The organism is Gottfriedia acidiceleris, from assembly GCF_023115465.1.
GTDB lineage: Bacteria > Bacillota > Bacilli > Bacillales > Bacillaceae_G > Gottfriedia > Gottfriedia acidiceleris_B.
In genome coordinates this window covers 350,702-374,236 of sequence record NZ_CP096034.1, presented here as the reverse complement: position 1 = coordinate 374,236, position 23,535 = coordinate 350,702, and the positions used below count along the sequence as shown (strand labels likewise).

15 protein-coding genes are annotated in these 23,535 nt (G+C 34.8%); 7 read left to right on the top strand and 8 right to left on the bottom strand.

Going from position 1 to position 23,535, the window contains the following annotated elements; genetic code table 11:
* Window positions 1-254 precede the first annotated feature (254 nt).
* The 6 genes from MY490_RS01840 (at window position 255) to MY490_RS01815 (ending at window position 6,502) form a co-directional block, all read left to right on the top strand.
* Complete coding sequence (locus MY490_RS01840) at window positions 255-2,096, top strand: terpene cyclase/mutase family protein (protein WP_248267734.1); 1,842 nt, start codon at window positions 255-257, stop codon at window positions 2,094-2,096.
* Window positions 2,097-2,210: 114 nt separating this feature from the next.
* Entirely contained in the window at window positions 2,211-2,510 is a 300-nt protein-coding gene (locus MY490_RS01835; RefSeq protein ID WP_248267733.1) for a hypothetical protein, read from the top strand.
* Between the two features lie 473 nt (window positions 2,511-2,983).
* On the top strand, window positions 2,984-3,553 hold the full coding sequence (locus MY490_RS01830) for a TetR/AcrR family transcriptional regulator (RefSeq protein ID WP_248267732.1): 570 nt from the start codon (window positions 2,984-2,986) through the stop codon (window positions 3,551-3,553).
* Window positions 3,554-3,572: 19 nt separating this feature from the next.
* Entirely contained in the window at window positions 3,573-4,796 is a 1,224-nt protein-coding gene (locus MY490_RS01825) for an MFS transporter (protein ID WP_248267731.1), read from the top strand.
* A 639-nt stretch (window positions 4,797-5,435) separates the two neighbouring features.
* Window positions 5,436-5,999 (top strand): GNAT family N-acetyltransferase, encoded by a 564-nt coding sequence (locus MY490_RS01820; RefSeq protein WP_248267730.1) that lies wholly within the window; start codon window positions 5,436-5,438, stop codon window positions 5,997-5,999.
* A gap of 215 nt (window positions 6,000-6,214) precedes the next feature.
* Window positions 6,215-6,502: a hypothetical protein gene (locus MY490_RS01815; protein ID WP_248267729.1), complete on the top strand. Its 288-nt coding sequence runs from the start codon at window positions 6,215-6,217 to the stop codon at window positions 6,500-6,502.
* Window positions 6,503-6,583: 81 nt separating this feature from the next.
* On the opposite strand, the gene MY490_RS01810 is transcribed toward MY490_RS01815, so the two are convergent.
* On the bottom strand, window positions 6,584-7,846 hold the full coding sequence (locus MY490_RS01810) for an efflux RND transporter periplasmic adaptor subunit (protein WP_248267728.1): 1,263 nt from the start codon (window positions 7,844-7,846) through the stop codon (window positions 6,584-6,586).
* A 672-nt stretch (window positions 7,847-8,518) separates the two neighbouring features.
* On the opposite strand from MY490_RS01810, the gene MY490_RS01805 reads away from it, so the two are divergent.
* Window positions 8,519-9,943: an amino acid permease gene (locus tag MY490_RS01805; protein WP_248267727.1), complete on the top strand. Its 1,425-nt coding sequence runs from the start codon at window positions 8,519-8,521 to the stop codon at window positions 9,941-9,943.
* Window positions 9,944-10,155: 212 nt separating this feature from the next.
* On the opposite strand, the gene MY490_RS01800 is transcribed toward MY490_RS01805, so the two are convergent.
* From MY490_RS01800 to MY490_RS01770, 7 genes are all read right to left on the bottom strand, one after another.
* Complete coding sequence (locus tag MY490_RS01800; RefSeq protein WP_248267726.1) at window positions 10,156-14,523, bottom strand: S8 family serine peptidase; 4,368 nt, start codon at window positions 14,521-14,523, stop codon at window positions 10,156-10,158.
* A gap of 627 nt (window positions 14,524-15,150) precedes the next feature.
* Complete coding sequence (locus MY490_RS01795) at window positions 15,151-16,467, bottom strand: 6-phospho-beta-glucosidase (protein WP_248267725.1); 1,317 nt, start codon at window positions 16,465-16,467, stop codon at window positions 15,151-15,153.
* On the bottom strand, window positions 16,467-16,778 hold the full coding sequence (locus MY490_RS01790) for a PTS lactose/cellobiose transporter subunit IIA (RefSeq protein WP_097974004.1): 312 nt from the start codon (window positions 16,776-16,778) through the stop codon (window positions 16,467-16,469). Before MY490_RS01790 ends, MY490_RS01795 begins: the two co-directional genes overlap by 1 nt.
* 140 nt (window positions 16,779-16,918) lie before the next feature.
* Window positions 16,919-17,227 carry a PTS sugar transporter subunit IIB gene (locus MY490_RS01785; RefSeq protein ID WP_248267724.1) on the bottom strand — a complete coding sequence of 103 codons (309 nt, stop codon included), beginning with the start codon at window positions 17,225-17,227 and terminating at the stop codon, window positions 16,919-16,921.
* Window positions 17,228-17,257: 30 nt separating this feature from the next.
* Entirely contained in the window at window positions 17,258-17,773 is a 516-nt protein-coding gene (locus MY490_RS01780) for an RDD family protein (RefSeq protein ID WP_248267723.1), read from the bottom strand.
* A 51-nt stretch (window positions 17,774-17,824) separates the two neighbouring features.
* Entirely contained in the window at window positions 17,825-19,129 is a 1,305-nt protein-coding gene (gene celB, locus MY490_RS01775) for a PTS cellobiose transporter subunit IIC (RefSeq protein WP_248267722.1), read from the bottom strand.
* Between the two features lie 100 nt (window positions 19,130-19,229).
* Window positions 19,230-23,531: an InlB B-repeat-containing protein gene (locus MY490_RS01770; RefSeq protein ID WP_248267721.1), complete on the bottom strand. Its 4,302-nt coding sequence runs from the start codon at window positions 23,529-23,531 to the stop codon at window positions 19,230-19,232.
* Window positions 23,532-23,535 lie beyond the last annotated feature (4 nt).

Genomic DNA, 23,535 nt, shown 5'->3' with positions numbered 1-23,535 from the left:
AATTTAATAGCTGTTTTTACTTCTTAACAATAGATTTGTACAGATAGTTGCCCGCCCCAATTGATGGCCCTATACATATCTATATAAAGAAAACTCGTCGACTGGCAATCCTTTTAGGTGAAGACAGAGGCGTAGTTGCACTTATACTTAATTCCTAAAATTGGCAACCACATCGAGTAAGATTCCCTGCTGCCAATTTAAATTTTTAACGTGAAAAAATAGGGATTACAATCAGTTGGCGGTGAAGATTAAAAATGGATTTATCGGAGAAAGTTAGAGCTGAAATAGATAGTCTAATAGATAAAATTAAATCGGATCAAAGTGATGATGGATCATGGAGATATTGTTTCGAGAGTGGTCCTATGACAGATGCCTATATGATTATTATGTTAAGAACGATTGAATGTCATGATGAAAAATTAATTAAGAAGCTGGTAAATCGTCTATTAATTAAGCAAGATGCCAGTGGGTCCTGGAAGCTTTTTGATGATGACTCAGGAAATTTATCGGTAACTGTAGAAGCTTACACTGCCTTGCTTTTCTCGGGTTGTATAGAAATTACTGATGAAAAAATGAAGAAAGCAGAAGCGTTCATCCGTCAAAATGGGGGATTAGAGAGTGTACACATTTCCACAAAATTTATGCTTGCTTTACATGAATTGTACCCATGGCCCAGATTTTTTCCAGTCCCTCTTCTGTTAATGAATTTACCAAAGTTTTTTCCTTTTTCCTTCTTTAAATTTAGTTCTTATGTTCGATTCCACTTTGCCCCACTTTTAATATTAGGACATAAAAAATTTACGATTAAAAATCAATGGACGACTACAATACAACATTTGTTTACAAACAATAAATTTAAAGCGATGAACAAAAAGCGGAAATTCCCAAATTTTAAAATACCTTTCACAAAATCCTTATCCAAAATGGCTATTAAGAAGGCCGAGAACTATATTCTTCAAAATATTGAAAGGGATGGAACATTATCTAGTTATGCCAGCGCTACTTTTATTGGAGTTTATGCACTTCTTTCATTAGGCTATCAGGTTACTTCTCCCGTAATTCAAAATGCTGTTTTAGGTATAAAATCTTTCCTATTTGAATTAGAAGATTCCCTTCATATCCAAAATTCCCCATCGACAATATGGGATACAGCACTTACTAGTTACGCATTGCAGGAAGCAGGTGTGCCAATAAATGATAAAGCGATCGAGTCTGCTTCTAACTACTTAGTCTCTCTCCAACATACACTAGTCGAGAAAGATCATCAGATTTGTTTAGGTGGATGGGGGTTTTCGGACAGTAATACTCAAAATCCGGATGTAGATGATACACAAGCAGTCTTAAGAGCAACAACTGATTTCTCTTTAATTGATGACGATTTTAGAAAATCTTGGAACGCTGGAGTGAAATGGTTATTTGATATGCAAAATAAGGACGGCGGATGGGCCTCATTTGAAAAAAACAGTAGCAAGTATTTAAATCTCATTTTCCCTATCCAAAATTTTGTTGATACTGCAATTGATCCTTCTACAGCAGATTTGACCGGTCGAACAATCGAATTTCTAGGATCCAAATTAAAATTAAATATGGTTCATCCAAGAATTGAGGATGGGGTAAATTGGTTAATCCACCATCAACACAAAGATGGTTCTTGGTACGGTCGTTGGGGAATTTCATATATTTATGGAACATGGGCCGCTATTACTGGAATGAAAGCAGTCGGTATCCCTTCAAATCACCCGAGTATTCAACAAGCTAATAACTGGCTCCTCAATATAAAAAACGAAGATGGTGGCTGGGGTGAGTCTTGTAAAAGCGACATAGAAAGAAAATATATCCCACTTTCTTATTCCACAATTGTTCATACATCATGGGTTGTAGATACGCTCATTTCGATCAACGATTATCCCACTAGTGATATTGATGATGGAATAGTAAACATTTTAAACTGGTTAAAGGTCCATGATAAGCGATTCACCTATCCAACAGGTGGCGGATTACCAGGTCATTTTTATATAAATTACCATAGCTATCGTTATATATGGCCCTTATTGACTTTAAGTCATTATCTTAATAAATATGAGACAAGTGACTAATTTGCGATTTCTAGTTAAACGCCTTGTCCTTATTTTCTTTGATGGCATATAATACATTGTTATTTGTGTAGATGTCATTTTAGTTTATGGTTCAAACAATAAAGGAGTGGCTTTATGGGAAATCTTGACCCAAGCTTAATGAGAGAATTTTGTGGGAAAATTTGTGATCCTCGCAAGTTTCCACGCATTTATAGTATTCTTCGATCATATCGTAAAAATGATTTAAAAAGTCGAGAAGGTGCATGTCATATGATTGACAGACTCTCGGATTGTTGCAGTGTAACAATAACTGCGGAACAACGTGAAAACGCAGCTCAATGGCTAATGAATTGTGACGTAAACCCACAAGATCCTGATCACCAAAGAGAAATGTGGAATATGATAAAAAGCAGTAGAAGACGTTCTTGGTTTTAATTAATTACAGACAGTAATTATTAATCTTTTAAAAAAAAGACCTATAAACTTCCTCTTTTGAATCATTGTAAGGGGATTTTTATAGGTCTCTTTGTGTGGGTGTTTTTATAAAAAATTAAGAAAATACGGTAGTTCCCTTATCAATGATCATCAAAAATTAAAATGAATGCACCTATGACGTTGACTGGGCCATTTAGTAGAAGAAAGCACTTTTAAATTTCGGTATGATTAGGACGCCTCTTTTGTATGGGAGTGATCGCCTTGCTACATTCCTTTATCTAATAGAGTGGTGTTTTTTGTTAAGGTAAAATAACCCTCATCTGTTATTTATATAGGGAAGTTAATTACTTTATTTCTTGTTAATCCTTTTAACTTGCAAAAATGAATTTCAAAAAGTATATTGTAATCATAAAACAAAACGATACGTATCGTTTCATTAGTCTGACTGTTTAAATTAAGGAGGTGAAATCAATATGACAGAAAAGAAAAAAGAACCTCGAAGTAGGAATGCGATTCTTAATGCAACCATTGAGATGTTAGAATTCACCAATTATTCTTCTTTAACAATTGAAGCAATTGCTTCAGAAGCTGGAGTCGGAAAAACAACTATCTATCGATGGTGGGAAAATAAAGCTTACCTTGTGTTAGATGCTTTTTTAATGACAGCAGATTCAGAATTTAAATTTAACAGCAATGATCCTATAAAGGATACTTTTAATCAACATATGGAAGCTTTAGCACGTATTCTTAACAGCAAGATTGGAAAGTCAACATTAACCATAGTTACAGAGAATGAAGAAGTTGCTAAGAAATTTTACACTTCATATCTTAGCCTTAGAAGAAGTGAAGCAAAACATTTACTTCAAGCTGCAATGGATAAAGGTGAAATCCAATCCACAATCAATTCGGATGTAGTTTTAGATATGTTATATGGTCCTATTTATTTCCAAATACTCATATTTAAAAAAGTTCCAGATGAAGACTATATCAACGAATTATTAACCCATGTTATGAAGGGAATTAGTATCCCGAATCAATCTTAAAAAAGGAGGATTTATACTGGTGATTCAACCGGAAATTACAACATCATACAATAAGAATTATTTTTTAATAACCACGATATTATTTTGGTGTGGTTTAGTTATTTTAACGAGTATGTATATTACGATTCCTTTAACAACTGTATTTATCCAATCCTTTCAGGTTAGCTCTTCACAAGCAGCTTGGATTGGAAGTTCATTTTCTCTATGTTATGCACTGGGGTGTCTCCTTTATGGACCATTCTCCGACAGATATGGACGTAAAGTCTTTTTAGTAACGAGCATCAGTGTGTTAACAGTTGTTACAATTGCCATTGGATTTGTAGACAGTTTTTACGGATTTATTATCCTAAGAGGGGTTCAAGGGATTGTAGCTGCTGCGTTTGCTCCAATTTCATTAGTATATGTAGGGGAAATGTTTCCGCTCCAAAAAAGGCTAACAGCTATTGGATGTATCAGTTCAGGGCTTCTTATGGCAGGCATAGTGGGACAAGTGTTTAGCGGACTTGTAAATGAGTATTTAGGATGGCACGCTATTTTCTTTATTTTAGGAATTTTGTATTTTGTCACTTCCCTAGTCGTTATAGGAATTCTTCCAAAAGATGAAATACTAAGACCAAGAGAAAATATACTTATTAAGTTTAAACAAATGGCAACTCTACTAAAACAAACACAGTTACTATTAGCTTTTTCTATTACGTTTATGCTCCTATTATCTTTAGTTGGAATGTATACCATACTGGGAAGTTATTTAAGTTCGACTAAGTTCTCACTTACTAACCAGGAGATCCTAAATATTCGAGCAGTTGGGATCCTTGGGATGTTTCTATCACTGTTTTCCGGAAAAATTGCACAAAAAATGGGAATAGAAATTGTTCTCAGAGGGGGATTAGCTTTAGCTGCTGTTGGACTGCTTGCTTTGGGTCTTAACTCTTACTTGCCATTAATTATCCTAATGAGTGTAGTATTTGTAGCCGGTATTGCAGTTGTAACTCCCATAATCATCTCAATTATCAGTCAACTAGCTGGGAATGCAAGGGGAAGTGCTATTTCGTTTAACGCGTTTATTCTCTTCCTTGGTGCCAGTACGGGTCCGATATTAGCTATTTACTTACTAAAAATAGATCAATATGTATTTTCTTTCGGAATCTTAGGTACCATTCTCTTAGTAGGTTTTTTATTATCCTTTTTTATCAAATTTCCTTCTACGGAAACTTCTAAGAGTAAACTAGAACGAAATTCCTAACCCTTTTAATCTAAGATTTTCTAACCTATTGGAAATGGATAGTTTGTTTTAAAAAAACACTTTAACTTGTGATTGAAAAAATGAAAATGGCCTAATTGGAGCAATTTTAGGAACCTGTTGCTAAATTAATATTGAAATAGATTGACGCTCATTCTAACTCAAGTTAGGATGGGCTTTATTAAGAAATCATAACCTAATGTAACGAACGCATTGCGATAGTTGGACAATAAGAAGACTGCTTAGGTAGCCTATTTTTTTTGGAACAACTGGCAGTTTAGTTTTCAATTTGGAAAAAGGGATGTCTAAGTGATTAATTGAATATATATTTATTGTTTATCAATTTGCAGGAGGTTCCTTTATAATAGATCAGCTTTACTATATTGCTGTGTATCAAGTAATTGTTACTTCGTTGTAAGAAAATTTAGTGATTCTGAATAGACCTAGCATGCATAAGAAGGAGTAGCGAATTTATATATTATAGTTGCCCGAAGAGGTTGATATTATCATATATCAACCAACTGGGGTGGTACTAAGAATTTGTAACTCTCTTCCTCAATCATTATTTCTTTCGGATGATAGTTTTTTTATCATTTAAGTTTCATTAGATTATAATTTAAAGTTTTCGAGAGGGGAAATTATATGAATCCTATTTTATTAGATGTTCCGTTACAAATAGAAACAGACAGACTAATTCTTAGAGCACCACTTCAAGCTGGTGACGGGAATGTAGTATACCAAGCTATTAATGCTTCAATTAGTGAGTTAAAGCAATGGTTGCATTTATTCCAGTCAATTCCTACTATTGAAGAAACGGAAATTCTCCTTAGAAATGCCCATATAGATTTTTTGAAAAGAGAAAGCTTTCGCTATCTTATCTATCATAAGGATACTAATGAATTTATTGGAACTGCTAGCCTTCACAGAATTGATTGGAAGATTTCTAAATGTGAAATTGGATACTGGATAAACACACAATTTAGTGGCAATGGATATATGACAGAAGCAGTAAGTGAGTTAACAAACCTTGGCTTTCAGCTACTCAAATTTAGAAGGATTGAAATACGCTGTGACTCTAATAACACTAAAAGTCGTTCGATCCCTGAAAAACTAGGTTTTGAGCTTGAAGGGATATTACGTAATGAAGATCTTTCAGCTGACGGTAAAAAGCTAACTGATACCTGCATCTATGCAAAGGTAAATTAGATGAAAAAGCAGCGTATTCATACAATATTTCATATATCTGGTTCTATTTAACCCATCATGAATACGGTTAGAACTACTACCACTAACACTAAAAAAAGAGAGTGTCCTTAAATTGTAACCCTTTAAGACACCCTATACTTTAACAAAAATTTCTTAACCAAGTCCTCGAACCGATAATCCACCGTCACTAGAAATGACTTCACCAGTGAGTGCACGTGACTGGTCGGATGCTAAAAGTACATATGCAGCGACATGATTTTCAGGCATTTGTGCAAGTTGAAGTGGATTTCTTTCTTTTTATATTGCTTGCTTTTGTATCATTATCCACAGATTTAGTAAAAGTAGGTAAAGGTGGGATGATAGTTAGTGCTGTTATTGTCCCTCCTGGCGCTACTGCATTAACCCGTATATTTGGTGTTAGTTCAAAAGGTTCTATTGAGATACCGCTACTAATTAAACTAAATACTATTTTCATATTAAAAAAGGCGTCTCGTGTCAGTTAATCTGACTTTATGAGACGCCTTCTTTTACAAAGAGATGATCACGATCGAAAATTGAATTTTCTACAGTGATTATCTCTTCTATTACTTATTTAAATCAATTTTAGTTCCAGGGCGGACAGTCCAAGAAGGATTTTTTCCTACCTTATCCCCTTCTTTTACTCCTTTAAGAATGGCAATATATTTCCCTTGTTTTTGACCTGTTTTTACATTTTGTTTATAAATAGTTCCTTTTTTAAGTACATACACATATTTTGATTTTCCTGATCCTTTAACGCTCGTCACTGGTATTGCTAACAAATCCTTTGATTGTACTACTACTTCAAGATTTGTTTCATAACCAGGATATAGATTCTCTTGTGAATCTAGCGTTGCTCTAAAAGTATAATATGGTTTAGCTTCTTTTTTCGAATTTTTATCTTGATTTGTGGATTGATCATTCATAGGATAGTTACTTACCTCTGAAATGCTTCCTTTCCAGTTCTTATCGGCAACAACCTTTGAAGTGACTTTAATTGCTTGACCTGGCTCAACTTTTGCTTTCTCTTCTTCTGTTAGCTTTCCTTCAATTTGAAAAGGTTCGTTTGAAGCGATTTGCATAATTGAGATTTGCTGTTTATCTGTTGCTTTATAGCCTTGACCGATACTTTTGTTCAAATTAAGTACTACTCCATCATTATTACTGTTAACAATTAATGATTCTTGTTGTGCTTTTAGCTTTTCAACTTCAAGTGTATATTGTTCTACTTTTAGATGTGCAGCATTAAGCTCTTCCTTTGTAGTATTAAGTTCAGCTTGCAACGATTGAATCTCAGATGTATTTGTTATATTTGCTGCATTTTTATCTGTTTTATTTACATCAGATGTATTAGATGTTGATGTTGACGCTGAAATAGCATTTTGAATGTCTTTCTCTAATGATACAATTTGGTCGTTTTTCTGGGTAACAGTTGTTTCTGCTAGCTTCTTATTTACTTCTGCTTGTCCTAGTTCAGCTGCTATAGTTGTATCTTCATAAGAAAAAAGTTTTTGCCCTTTAGTGACAGTATCTCCTTCTTTAACAAAAATCTCATTTATAGAACCTTTAGTTGGATTAACGTAAATTGTTTCAGTCTGACTTTGTACGACGCTACCTGACACAGTTTCAGTTTTCGTAAAATTTTTTACCGTTGGACTGATAAACTGTAATGTTTTAGATTTACTTTTTTTAATTTCTACCACCGCTACGCTAAGAACCACAGAAACGATGAAAAGAACAATGATCCCCATTAAAATAATTTTCTTCTGACGTGGCGTAATTACTTTTACTTGTTCTTTTTCTTCGTCAATTCTTTTCGCCGTTTGCATAAAACTTTTGCCCCTTCCTTATCTTGCCAAAAACTTAATACGACATCTCCTATATCTATTGTCTATTGTTTTAAAAAGCGTTTCAAGGAGATTTTTTAGAAAATGATAAATATTTGATATGTTTTTTTTAAAAAACATTTTATTTGTCCTTTTGAGGGGATTTTTAGGTTGATTTGGACTTATTTAAATTATTTCAGAATATTCAAATTTTAATTTTAAAAAAATAATTTTATCGTTACTGTTTTAATTTTTCCCAGGAAGAATGAATGAGTAGAGTCTACTAAAAAAGTCACAGAACCCCTTGATAAATCTATGTATTTTCTCACACACTTTCATTAATTTAATTAAAATTTAGACTCTATAAGATTAAAATATAATATTTAAAACATTCATACTATTATTGCGTAGTATTATTGAACTATGTTACAATACAAAAAATATCTTTGTAGAATAGGATATTTTTTCCATTCTATAAGTCTATTAAAATGTTTTTCGTATACGTATTGGAAAACGCTTACGAACTTTTCAAGGAATTAACATTTTTTCTCTATCAATTTTGAGATTATTTCAAATCTCCCGATGCAAATTGATTAGTTACTACGCACTCTTTTAAGCGGTGTGTATTTATTTACTAAAAATACAGATTATTCACAATAAAGGGGGAGTCTTTGGATGAATGCTTTTTTCAGGAAAAAGTCGATTGAACAGCTCCAACAGGATGGGGCTAAAAATACCGGACTTAACCGCGTTCTAGGTTTATGGCAACTGACTGCCATTGGTTTAGGCGGAATCATAGGTGTAGGTATTTTCGTATTAACCGGTGTAGCTGCGGCTGAACACGCCGGTCCGGCAGTTCTTATATCGTTTATTATTGCTGGTTTAGCTAGCGCAGCAGCAGCATTGTGTTATGCAGAATTTGCTGGATTAATACCTGTAGCTGGAAGTGCTTATACTTACAGCTATGCTGTTTTAGGAGAAGGTACAGCTTGGTTAATCGGGTGGGATTTGTTACTCGAGTACGCCTTAGTTGTTGCAGTAGTAGCTATTGGATGGTCTGGCTACATGCAAGAGTTTTTATTACAAATGGGAGTTCATATTCCTGTATGGGCACAAGGCGCGCCTGGTACTGGAGCAGGTCACAAAGTTGACTTAATTGCCGTTTTAGTTAGTCTTGGAATTGCGGGCTTACTTACATTAGGCACTGAAATGGGTTCTAAATTTAATTCATTAATGGTTATAATCAAATTAGGTATTATTCTTTTAGTTATTGGCGTTGGAAGCTTTCATATTAATACAGCTAACTGGCACCCATTCATGCCTTTTGGTTTTCATGGCGTAATGAGTGGAGCAGCTCTAGTTTTCTTTGCTGTATTCGGATATGACACATTAACTACAGCAGCCGAAGAAGCAAAAAGACCGCAACGTGATTTACCACTTGCAGTTATCATATCATTAGCTGTCGCTTTATGTTTGTATGTTGCAATGTCACTTATTATTACAGGGATGGCTCCATATGAAACACTTAATAATGCAGCACCTGTAGCAAAAGCTTTTAGTAATATTGGTATGAAGTGGATTACGTTAATCATTTCTGCCGCTGCAATTACAGGAATTCTATCAGTATTATTCTCATTTATGCTTGCCGGATCACGTATTTGGTTCTCAATGAGTAGAGATGGACTATTACCAAAATGGTTTACAAAATTACATCCTAAATATAAAACACCTTATCGTCCTACTTTATTAATTGGTTTAATTACGGCAGTTGTAGCAGGTGTTACGCCAATTAATGAAGTGGCAGAATTAGTTAATATCGGAACGTTGACAGCATTTATTTTAATTTGTTCTTCTATTATTGTATTACGTATAAAACGTCCTGATTTAAAAAGAGGTTTCAAAACACCATTAGTACCAATTATTCCATTAATTGGGATTGGATTTTCTGCTTATCTAATCGCTAGTCTTCCAGGTATTACATTTATTCGTTTTATTGTCTGGATGGCTATAGGACTTGTTGTGTATGGATTATATGGTAAGAAAAGAAGTACACTGGGTACTGCGAATGACAACAACAATAATAAAACTAAAATAAGCTAAAGTAGCAAAAGAATGGCTATCACAAAAAGCCACTAAAAATAAAGAATGCCACAAGGAAAATTCCTTTCCTTGTGGCATTTTTTGTTAATTTAAGTATCCCTTTCTTTCCTATTTTCCAATAAATCCTGTTCAAAACAAAAAGCATGTATCCGATCTTAAATCGAATACATGCCCAATATTTTCGCATTCTAGTAAACTATTAAATTAAAAGCTTACTTTCTTGCTCCGTCTTTACCTACTTTATATTTACCGATTGTAGTATTCACAGCCATTATGCCAGATTTGTTGAAGTAATAATATTTACCATTTATTTTTTTCCAGCCATTACTAAACATTACACCATTTGGATCGAAGTAGTAGTGTTTAGAGCCTAATACTAACCAACCAGTTTTCATTACTCCGTATTTATCAAAGTAATAGTGTTTATTTCCTAATACTAACCAACTAGTTTTCATTACTCCGTACTTATCAAAGTAATAGTGTTTATTTCCTAATACTAACCAGCTAGTTTTCATTACTCCGTACTTATCAAAGTAATAGTGTTTATTTCCTAATACTAACCAGCTAGTTTTCATTACTCCATACTTATCGAAGTAATATTTCTTGCCATTGTAAGTTAACCAACTAGTTTTCATTACTCCGTTATTATCGAAATAATATTTTTTACCACTGATTGTTGCCCATCCAGTTACTTTAACACCTTTGCTATTGTAGTAGTATTTTTTGCCACTTTCTACTACCCAACCAGTTTTAATCGGTACATCTGCGCGATGAATAACTACTTCCTTCACTGTTTCATTACCAGCAAGGTCAGTCGCTCTTAACGTAATTTTATTTTGTCCTTCTTTTAACGGTACAGTTACTTCATAATCTTTGTTTAGTGGTTTTACAACATCTACTGGGCTTTTTAATGGTACTTCAAATTCGTGGTTTTCACCAACGAAGAAGTTTAAGTAGCTGTAGTTATCTTTTAAGTTTACTTTAAATGTAACTTGATCTACCTTTTTATCCACTCGAGTAGGAGCGTTTAATACATTGATTTCCGCTGCGTGAGTATCAACATAAATATGACGCGCAACTGAGAAGTTTTTGTTAGCAAAGTCTGTTGCTTCTACTTGAACTGTGAACGGTCCATCTTGGTCAAATGTTACAGTTGTTGAATAGTTGTAGTGTCCAGTCTTAGCATCAAAATCTACTGGAACTTCTTTTCCATTAACCTTAACTGTTTTAATACCAATATCATCTGTTACGAAACCTTTAACAGGAATTGTGTTATCACTGTAAGCCCCCCATGGTTCTGGTGAGTTTGGAATATATTCACCACTATCATCTTTGGATCCGTCAGTTATATAGACTAATGGAAGTTCTACATCACCAATTGTTGCAATATCTTCTACCCCGTTACCTGCATAGTCCATAGCAACTACTTCTACTAAAGCTTTAGCAGGAGCTTTAGATAGATCATAAGAAGATTTTGTATTATCAGTTGTTCCATCTAGTTTACCATTTACGAAAATACCATATACTTTGACTCCTGTTGCATCATCCGATCCTTCCCAAGATACAATTTTCTTATCTGGATCATAAGTTGCTTTAATACTTGGAGCTTTAGTATCAATATAAACTGGAATCTTTTTAGACTGCCACTTTGCATTATCATAGCCAATTACAGATTTAATCTCGTAATAGTATAAACCGTCTGGCATAACTTCACCATTTACTTTACCATCCCAAATAGTTGACTCACTATCCTTAAACGGTGTGCCTTTACCATTGTCATATGCGTTTTTTGTAACATCAGATTGAGCACTTAAACGGCGAAGAGATTTTCCGCCTTTGTCAAGGATGTTATATTGTACTTCTGATGCATTTCTTAAGAATGATGGAAGTGCATTGATATCATCACCACTGTTATCGCCATTTGGTGAAAACGCGTAATAGTTCTGCCCTCCATCCTTTCCAGGAGCAGCATCCCAGAATGTACTATCGCCATCAGTTGTCATGTCATGTGCATCGTCAATATTATAATACTTTTTAAAATACGGTTGTAAATCAAAATAACGAGTCTCACCAAGATCTTTGAATCCATCAACGATTGGCAGACTGTCCCACTTACCGTAGAAGCCTACGTATGGAGCTGTTAAATTTGGATTGCCATTTGTACCGATAAGATTTACAGAACCTTCTACGAATATGTTGTCATGAAGATCTGCTAGGATTTTTTTCCCAGCTTTATCGAATCCTGGAATTTTTGCATTAGTTAAATCAACTTTCACAGTGAAATCAACAGATTTACCTGCAGGAACTTTAATCGTTTCAGGAGCATCTATTTTTGCACCATCTAATGCACCTGTTTGTAGCGCATTACGATCAACATTAGCAGTTTGATAGAATTCATCTGTTAGCGCATTTGTGTCAACTTTATATTCAGCATCTTTTTCAGAAATATTTTTGGCTGTGAAAGTCATTGATACTTGCTTAGATTGGAAATCTTTTAATTCGTATTTTGCTTCACCTGTTGCCTTACTATAGAAATAAACTGGTGTTGTAACAGCGTTTTCAATTTGCATCATACCTGCACCTTGACGACGTGGTGAGAACGGATGACCATCTAAGTCATTAATAACTTTTGCAGTATTCATTAATAATACTTTTGCTAAGTGAGTACGTTGACTTAAGCTTAAAGAACTGAAACGTTTATCATTTTTCAAGTACTCTTGTACTAATGCAGAACCACCAGCTACGTGTGGAGCTGCCATTGAAGTACCACTCATTACTTCATATTGGTTGTTATTAACAGTTGAATAAATATTTCCACCGGGAGCTGTAATTTCTGGCTTTAACTCAAGGCTAGGTGTAACTCCCCATGAAGTGAAGCCTGTCATACGACCCATTTCAGGACTTTCATTTTTAGCTGTTTGGTTAACATGAATTGTTCCTGAACCATTAATCGAATTAAATAATGCTTCACCATCTGCTTTTGAGTTAACAAGCATAATAGGCACATCCCATCCGCCTTGGTCAGCGTATTGAGTACCGTTTGTTGCATTCCATACGATAATACCAACTGCTCCAGCTTGTGCAGCATATTTCGTTTTATCTGCAAAAGTTAAAGAACCACGTGCTACTAATACAATTTTTCCTTTTACATCTACACCGTTATAATCATCAGGTGAACCTAATTTGTAGCTTCCATCAGCCTTTTTACCAAGGTTCACAACTGGAATATTTCCACTGAATTTATCAGATAAACTTTTCCAAGCATCGATTCCCTTACCAACAACGCTAAGATCATTATTACCATCAACAGTGATCGCATGTTCAAAAAGATAAGCTTCATTACCAGAAGCAGCTACTGAGATTGTGTCTTTATTAAGACCTGGAGCACCAGTTACACCGATATCAGGATTTTGTGATAGAGGATCTCCCCATCCATAACCAATATGATTCGAGTTACCAGAAGAAACAGCACACACAATACCATTGTCAACTGCACGAGTAATTGCAAGATCTTCTGCGCTATTTGGCTCATAAGAAGATGCTACAGAACCAAGGCTCATGTTTAATACATCTGCTCCTAGTTTAATAGAATCGTCGATCGCTGCAAGATAAATATCAGACCATGTAGATGGATAACTTGGGTCATTACTGAATACCTTCATCGCAAGAACTTGCGCTTCTGGTGCAACCCCTTTAATACCACCGTTTGCTTCGTCACCGTTAGCAGCCGTAATACCTGCTACGTGCATACCGTGCATTGAAGCACCAGGTCCAAGATCCGTTACAATACTATTTTGGTCATAATAGTTATAACCATAAGGAACCTTATCAGTGTAGAATTTACCAGGTAATCCTTTATCTTTTACAAGTTGAGCTACTGAATCTTTTGTTAAGTCTTCTTTTGAGGGATCAGTTAATTTAAAGTCACGGTGTGTTGGGTCAATCCCTGTATCAATAATAGAGATAACCATCCCTTTACCGTCGTATCCAGTGTCTTTCCAAGTTTCTTTAGATTGAATAAATTGATGGCTCTTCGTCATATCTGGAGTAGATGGCTCAGCTGTAGGACGGTTATATTCATTTGCTAAATAAACATTTTTTACACCTGAAGTAGCTTCAATTTTTGCTACATCACCAAACTCAACTACACCACTGAAACCGTTAAATGCAGTTGAAAATTGTTTCTTATAATTAATGTTGATTCCTTTTGATTGTAACTTAGATTTAACTGAGTTTTGTTGGCTTTCTACAGTAGCATAAAGACTAGATTTTTGGCTTTCAGATAGGTCCTTAAATAATTTACCTTGTTTTGTTGCGTATTCAATTGGTGACTGTCCGTCCACTTCAACGATGACACGTACTTTATCTGAAGCTTTTAAATTTGCTTTTTGTTCAGATACTTTGTTTTTATTTTGTAGTTCTTTTGATTCTTGTGATTGTTTAATTTGTTCCAACTTTGAAGCTAAGTCACCTGGTCGGTAAGATTCAGCTGAAGTTGGTGAAACAAATGCTAAATTAGAAAGAGCAAGAGCAGATGCCAAAGCATATGTAGTAATTTTACGGTTCTTCTTGTTATTCATTTCTTTAGTTCCTCTCATGAAAATTTTAAGTAAAAAATAAAATAGATTTTTATAAACTTTCTTAAAAAACTTCCCCTGTTTTTTAATACGGCAATTCGAGGAATATCGACACATCAATGAAAAGATTTCTCAATCAAGAGCATGCCAAATTACCTCTAAAATTTAATTCCAGATAACCCCCTAATATCTCCTTTCATCGTTATTAAAACTATTATTGCATATACTTTTTAAATAATTTTTAAAAAGTATTTAAGGAATAATAGATAAATTAAGTAATTCTTTTTTTGAGTCAAAACTCCTTTATAAATTTCCAAATATTTTTAAAATTATTAAAATTTTAATGTATTTTTGATAAAAATATGTAAAAATTTGTATTATATTAGCGTTTTAAGTATGTATTTTATAGACTTAAAGTTCTAGAATTGTTTATTTATCTAGATAAATATTCATATTTTTTTAAAAATAGAAAAAAAAAAAACACTGTAAGACTTCTATAGTAAATTTAGGTGTTTGAAATCCCAAATTAAATAAGCAATAAGATGGTCCATGGCTAACGAATAGCTTTAAATAAGTCAAAAAATAAAAAAGACAGCACCCACATCGGGTTCGCTGCCTTAAACAATCGTTTTATTTAAAAAACCTTGGTAAATATTCTTTATGAGCTTCTAGCATTTCGTCAACGATCGCTACCGCTACTTTATCATTTGCTACAAGCGGATTAATCGTCAATGCAAGAATTGCTTTTTCTCGACTTCCTTCTACAGCAGCCTCAATTGCTGTTTGTTCGAAAGATTTAATCGTTTGAATTAATCCTCGAACTGGAACTGGTAATTCCCCGATTGTCAGTGGAATTGGACCATCTTTTGTAATGACACAGCTAACTTCTACTGCACCGTCATATGGTAAGCCTGAGATAGCTCCCTTGTTTATCGTGTTTAATGGTTGGATATCTCTCGTATCATTATAAATAGATGAAATTAAACGACAAGCCGCATCAGAATAGTAAGCTCCACCACGTTTTTCTAGCTCAGGTGGTTTTATATCTAGCGTTTCATCTTTATATTTTTCAAAAAGAGAAGCTTCAATTTTTTGTACGACTTCTGCACGCGTTTCATTTGATTCAAAATCTTTTAATGCTCTTTCAAGCATTTCAGATGTTTTGTAATAGTAATGGTGATAAGAACAAGGAATGACATTGATTGCTTTTAGGAATTCAGGTGCCCATTCTTCAGCATCTATATTTTTTACAAAACTAGCATTAGCAGGATCCATAATCATTTCAAGTACTTGCTCTTTTACACTAACTCCGTCTAAATAAACCTCTGTTCCATATACCATATGATTTAGACCTGCAAAATCAATACGTACACGTGAGTGATCTACGTTTAATAGTTTTGCAACACCCATTTCCATTCCGATCGGTATATTGCAAAGACCAATGAATCTCTTAATATTTGAATATCTTAATGCTGCTTCTGTAACCATACCCGCAGGGTTTGTAAAGTTAAGAATCCAAGCATCTGGACATAGCTCCTCAACTTCGTTACAAATATCCAAAATAACAGGAATTGTACGTAAAGCTTTAAACAGTCCACCTGCACCATTTGTTTCTTGTCCGATTACCCCATGTTTAAGTGGAATTCTTTCATCAAGTGCACGTGCAGCTAGTTGTCCAACACGAAGCTGTGTTGTAACAAAATCAGCATCTTTTAAGGCCTCACGACGATCAAACGAAAGATGAATTTCCATTGGTACTCCAGCTTTTTTGACCATACGCTTTGCTAGTGCACCAACTGTTTCTAATTTTTCGCGTCCAGCTTCTACATCAACAAGCCACAGCTCAGTTACTGGGATTTGTTCATAGCGCTTAATAATTCCCTCAACCAATTCTGGCGTATAACTTGAGCCCCCACCTATTGTAACGATTTTAAATTTCTTTGACATTACTTTAGGCCCCTTTCATACATGTCAACGAACTCTTTTGCCAAGTCTTTTACAGTCATTGCATTCATTAAGTGATCTTGAGCATGAATCATTAAAAGTGAAATCTCCGTTGGAGTGCCACCGATCTCTGATTGAATAAGCGTTGTTTGAATATGGTGTGCCTCATTTAAAGCATCACCTGATTCTTTCAATTTCTTACGAGCCAAATCAAAGTCTTGTTTTTTTGCTGCTTGAATCGCTTCCATTGCAGCACTTCGACCATTTCCACCATGAAGAATCAGTGTGAAAATTTCCGTTTCATTTTTTACCATAAACTGACCTCCTCTCTTGATTAATAAATTTTTTTATCGTCATAACCCCACGGTTATTAATTTTCAAAGTTATAAACCTTTAAGGTATTCATCGTATTTTTCTTGAGTAAAGATCAGAAAAGTCATTTCTAAACAAATTACTACTTATTTTCAATTAAATTGATAGCTTGCTCTAGGATCGCTTCACCATCACACATGCCGTAATTCATCATATTAATTACTTCAACTGGAATGTTTTTCTCTTCACATATTTCTTCCATTTCTTCTAAAAGGAAACGTACTTGTGGACCTAACAATAACACATTAGCTTCATCGATTTCTGAGCGAACAACTGATTCAGAAACTGCCCAAATTCGTGCTGAAATCCCTTTTGATTCAGCAACTTTTTCCATTTTAGAAACGATTAGACTTGTTGACATGCCTGCAGCACAGCAAAGTAAGATATTCATGATGATTTCCTCTTTCTTTAGTAAGATTATTTAGATTTCATTCTTATTTATAACGACAAATCGACCGATTCGATCGTGAACAGCTAATGATTTTTTATTTGCAAACATACTAATAACGGATAAAAAGAACGGAAGACCTTGAAATATAAACATCGTCAAAAATTTAAAGAAACTTCTAACAATCACTAGTAATACATAAGGAAGTATTCCCTTTTTATTATTAATGCGTGTTAATTTCAATCGAAAGATCTTCTTTCCAATTGTTGATCCTCTTAACAATAAGGTTGTTAAGACGTCATAACAAAAATAGATTATAAGCGATTGGAGAAATGCTTCATTAAAAAGAGCCATTACCTTTACAGCTGCATCTTGACTAGCAGTTGATTTTTGAAGCTCAATCATATTTGCTAGAACTCCTGGAAAATTTGGAAATCCAGTGATTCGATACACAATTGACAAGATGATTGAAACAATTATTGCATCAATGGCAAAGGCACCGATTCTTTTTAATCGAAACGAAGTTATTATTTTTTGTCGATTTTCCATAAGTTTAAGTCCCTTCTTCTAATCAATTATCCATCTATTTGCACGCGAGAATTATTTACTAGCTTTCTCCATTTCTAAGTTTTTCTTATCCCAAATTCGAATGAATGGGAACCAAATGATCGAAGCCACTGCAAAAGCTACCAATTGCATGACTACACCCATAATCTTACCACCCGTCATTAGATAACCACTTATGAAATATGGTGTTGTCCACGGGATGATTGTTCCAGTTGTATGTGGGAAAATTCCCATTGCTGTCCCAAAGTACGTTACTGTTAATACTGCTACTGGAGCTAGAATATAAGGAATCATTAAAAATGGATTTAAAACAATCGGAACACCAAACATAATTGGCTCATTAACGTTAAAGATAGATGGCCCGATTGCTAGACGTCCTACCTTCTTAAGAAGTTTTGACTTCGCTAAAAATGTCATATAGATTGCAACTGGTAAAGTAGCACCAGAACCACCCATCCAAATTCCATTCTCATAAAATGTATACGTAATGATATGTGGTAACGTTTTACCTGCTTTAAGTGCTTCTAAGTTTGCATCTGCATTTGTAATCCAAATTGGTTCCATAACAGACGTGATGATTGATGAACCGTGGATACCAAAACTCCATAGAAGGTGTTCCATTAGACATGCAACAAGTGTACCAATATAAGTTGAACCTAAAATCGTAAATGGCTGTGTCACAACTTTATGAACAAACGTTGCAAAATCTCCCCAACCAGTATGACTAAATCCGTATCGAACTAGTAAGAAGAAAAGGATAATCACAAAGCCAGGAATAAGAGCCGTAAATGAACGTGAAACTGTTGGCGGCACAGTATCTGGTAAAGTGATGATGATCTTCTTTTGTAAGAAGTAACGATAAATTTCAGCAGTAATAATTGCAATGATTAATCCAACAAACAAGTATTGTGCACCAAAAAGATCAGGCGACCATGCAGATACTGTTTCCTTACCATCTTTAAAAGTGCTCATAATATTAACGATTAAATAACTTGCTAATGCTAATACCCCAGCTGGAACCCCATCAATATTCTTTTTATCGACCTTATAACTACTTGCTAAGGAATACGCTACACCAAATACTGCAACTAATGCGATAATCCCCATTGAACCGTTATAAACGATATCTCCAAAAGCATTCCAATTTTCGCCAAATACTTTTGACATGAAGTTTTGATACCAATCCGCTTCTAACCAAGCTACGATAATGAAAAATGAACCAATGATCATTAGTGGCATCGCAAACATAATACCGTCACGCAAAGCAAGTAAGTGTCTTTGATTACCTATTTTCGAAGCGATCGGTAAGAATTTTTTTTCAAAAAAGCTGCTGTTCATTTCGTTATCCCCTCTCTAAGGAATTAGGATCTTGGTAAATCAGTAACTCCCCATATACCAAGATCCCTTTTAGAATTTATTTCATTTTTAAATTTAAGATTTAAAGTTTGAATTTAATAACAGTTGTGTAACTACCGTAAACTTTAACTTTTCCTTCTAGAGTGAAAGCACGAACTTTAAAGTAGTACGTTTTACCTTTAACTAATCCTGTTGAAGTAAATGCTCCAGTTGTCGTTGTTTTTGTTGTTTGATCAGAGAAATCGCTTTTTGTTGCACGAACGATTTCATAACCAGAAACACCACTTATTCCAGTCCAATTTACTTTAATTGAAGTTGTACTCGCTTTTGTTGCTTTTAATCCTGTTGGTGTAGCAACAGTCCATTTTGCGTAAAGTGTTGTATTTGCTGTTACTTTATCAGTTGCAAAGTTCCATGCTGTTTTAAGCCCTGCATCTTTGTACCATCCAACGAAGTTAAATCCTTTTTTCGTTGGGCTAGCTGGTTTCTCAATGATAGAATCATAGTTTCCTGTTATAGTAGCTACATTAGATCCACCTTTACTGTTAAATGTAACTGTGTATTTGTTAATACCCCATTTAGCGTAAAGCGTAGTAGACTCTGTTACTTTATCAGTTGCAAAGTTCCATGCTTGAGTACATGAAGCATCTTTATACCAACCAAGGAATGTATATCCTGTTTTTGTTGGTGTTGGAGATGTTAAAGCTTCATTGTATGTTGCAGTTACTGGATCAACTGCAGATCCACCTTGTGAATTAAATGATACTGTTTGTTTTGCATCTTTAGATACTGTGCGTACAAAAGTCATCACGTGGCTATCATTTGCAAATTGTGGATCTCCGTTCAATGTCATTCCAGAGTATACAACCGTCGCAGTGATGTTAGCTGGTTTATCAGTGTTGTACGTTACTTTTCCATCTGCATCAACAGCAACGTCGTCTGGTGATGATGATTCGTAACTAACTTCTACATATTTGTTTCCGTCTGTATTCAATCCTTTTTCAGCCATTGCATCTTTTAACCACGTTGGGTATGCAAATGAGTTCTTGTCAAGCTCAGTAGGAGCAATTTTTTCAGCTGACTTCATCGGATCAACAACTTTGATTGTGTAAGTGATTTTTTTCGGTGTTCTAAAGAATCCATCGATCACATAGCCCGTAACTGTACTAGTTCCTGGTCTTAAAGCAGTTGCGTATGAACCATAGTGCACACCATCTACACTAATTCCAGCTGCATTAACATTACCAACTTCACCGTAAGCTGCTAAATTTCTTAAATCGAGAACTTGAGATACATTTGAATCAGCATTGACTTGTGTTGGTAATCCATTGCTATAACCAGCTAAATCCCATGAATTAGTTAACCAAGATACGTTGTTCGTATATCCTGTTGTTTTAGCATCTAATTTAACAGAGTCACCAACATTAATCGTAAATGTATGTGTGTCTTCGTTATATTTAGCATTTGGATTCATAGCTGCTACATTCGTTGGATAATTAATACTTTCTGTTCCGTTATTTACTGGCGCAGTAACTTTTGATCCTAAATCTTCTACATATGCAGCATCCTCAGGGTTTTGAGTTAACCAATAAGGCATAGATGTTACAGTTGAAGATTCCATTGATAAGCTGTTTCCAGAATCAATTGTTCTTCGGTCCATCGTTCCGAAAATATTTGTATTGTATTTAGACATCATCACTTCATCACGTGGAATTAATTGATCAACCATTAAATCAGGTGTCACGTGCGTTACGTCATTTCTGTTTGCAGAAAGTACATCCCAGTTCATGAAGTTATTTGGTATACGTGTCATTTGCCATGTTGAACCTGCAAGGTCAACCGTTGAACTTCCGATACTAAATCCTTTTTCTTTCAATGCACCTAGAGAAGCTGCATAGAAAGTTGACATAAATGGATTTTTCTCTCTCTTTTCATTGAACCACCATTGGTTCATACCATCTAAGATCCCTTTAGCATTCATTTTCTCTGCATGGTGAGATAATGTGTAGTATGATAGTGCAGCTTCTTCTTCATCTGAATAGTTCATGTATGATTCGTAAGAAACACCACTTACGCCAATATCGTCTCCGTTATGAGCAGAGATACCAAAGTATCTAGAATGGTACTGTAATGACATATCAAGTAATGAAGTTGAATTATAAGACTTCGGATATCTTGTTTCATAATCATTGTGCTCTGAAGCCGTTGTAGAAGCTTTCACACCATTCATTACTTTGTATTCATTTGCAAAATCAAGTGGAGAAATTACTGCAACTCCTTGTGCTTCAAGAGCAGCTTTTTCTGCTGGCGTATAGCCGCCCATATCTCTTGCAGCTACAAGCATTTGTAATGCTAATGTTGCATTTAATGGACCATCTTCGTAGTCATTTCTACCCCATGCATTAGACACACCGTCAAGGAATTCTGGATTTAAATTTGCCCATTTAGTTGGAGCTGAAGGAGCATTTAATCCATCTCCAGGTGCTGTTCCATTGAAACGAGATTCAATTGGATTCTCCCCAGTAACACTTACTTGATAATAGTTGTTTAAAACCATTGCATTTGTATGGTTAATTAAATCATTTTTCACAAGAGCCGCTAATTCAGGATCACTATCTTTAAACGTGTTGTAAGCAAGGTCTAGTGTAAAGTAATGACCAACTAATTCGTCTGTAGACGTAGTTGCTTTATAATAGACTTTGTTTGAGTCTAAAGCTTTTGTTGCATCATCTAAATTAGGATTTTGTTCATTTACAATATTCGTTAAACGCGGTGGTACAGCAACAGTGTCATAAGCCTTGATTCCAGCAGTTCCTCCACTGATTTTACCTGGAACAGAATATTTAACTGTATTCCCGTTTACATCTTTAGTAGTTCCTGCACTTTTTTGAAGCCATGCTTGATCCCATGATTTGCTTTCTGCAGTATTAGAACCATTGTTGCTGCCCTCTACTTTATATGATCTTGCAAAGAAGCCAGCAGAAGCAGGTTTTCCTGTTGTGTCTAACGTATACTTTCCTTCATTATCAACGAACACTGGTTTACCTTCGTTATCTGCAAGCCACTTCTTACCTTCATCAATTGTCGTTACATTGCCACCTAGTGAGTTAACAACATAAACAACATCGTTAACATTGTCTTTTGAAGGTACCTTTAACTGCGTTCCAGATACATAACCAAGCGTTACAATGGCTTCAACAGCGCGAATAGCAGAGGCTTTAGCATCTATTGTTCTAGCATCTTTTTCACCAAAGTTTTCTTTCATGTAGTTGTATCTCCAAATTTCACCTGAAGCGTACATCGTTGTCCATAATCCATCATTATCCGTATCAGAAATTGAGCTTAAAGCATCTTTATCTGCAGTCATAAGAGCTTTAATCATATTATCCTTATTTGCAAAACTCATAGATCCAGATTGGAATCCAAATCGATCTGCGTAGTTTCTAGAAATTTCTTCTTGAACTAATGATTTGCCCATTAGAGACATTTGTTTTCTTACAATATGAGTAGCATTTCCTTTTTCGCCTAGAATCCAAAGACCATTATTTCCATCAGGCATAATGTTTGTAATTACTTCTTTAGCGTTAAATTGAATCGGGTTTCCGTTTTTATCGACTCCTGAACCTGAATTTTCACCAGTTTGAGGAATATATCTTCCACCTTGTAAATATTGAATTTGATCAGCTGGAGCTAAGTTAGGATCATATAGAGTAATTGCATCAGATACGATACCTGTAGTAACAGGATGATCTTTTTCGTCACCAAAATTAACGTTACCATTTGACTTAATTAAAGTATCCTTTGAAACTAACCATTTAACGCCATTTTCTCCATTAACATATCCAACATAGTTTTTAGAAGGAAACTTAGTTCCTGATGGAGCAGTTGGAATATTTGTTGTTTGCAAATTAGATGATGAAAGAGCAGCAGGGATTTTTGAATCTCCCGCATTGTAATAGTAAACTACTTTTTCAAGATTAGTAGATGCCTGAGTCTCAATTACAGAAACCGTAATATTCACAGTAGCTGCATTACCACTTAAATCTACTCCAGTACCTGTGATGATTGCCGATCCACCAGATACACCTAAAATCTTTCCACTGTAATCACCTTTTGCGTTACCAATCGTGTCAACATATGCAACGTATGGATCAGAAGTTGTCCATTTTACTGGCTTTGTTGTATCTAAACCACTTGGTTTTGCATGAGTGATTTGTGTAGTATTCATAAAAATCTTAGTGCCAGTTGAGATTGGCGCTACTGATTGAGTTGTAATAGTTGGTGCAGCTTTTGCAACAACGCCACTAAATGGAGTTGCAAACATTGAAGCCGCTAGTACAGAAGCTGGAAGTGCTCTACCTAAAAACCATTTATTTCTTTTCATTTAT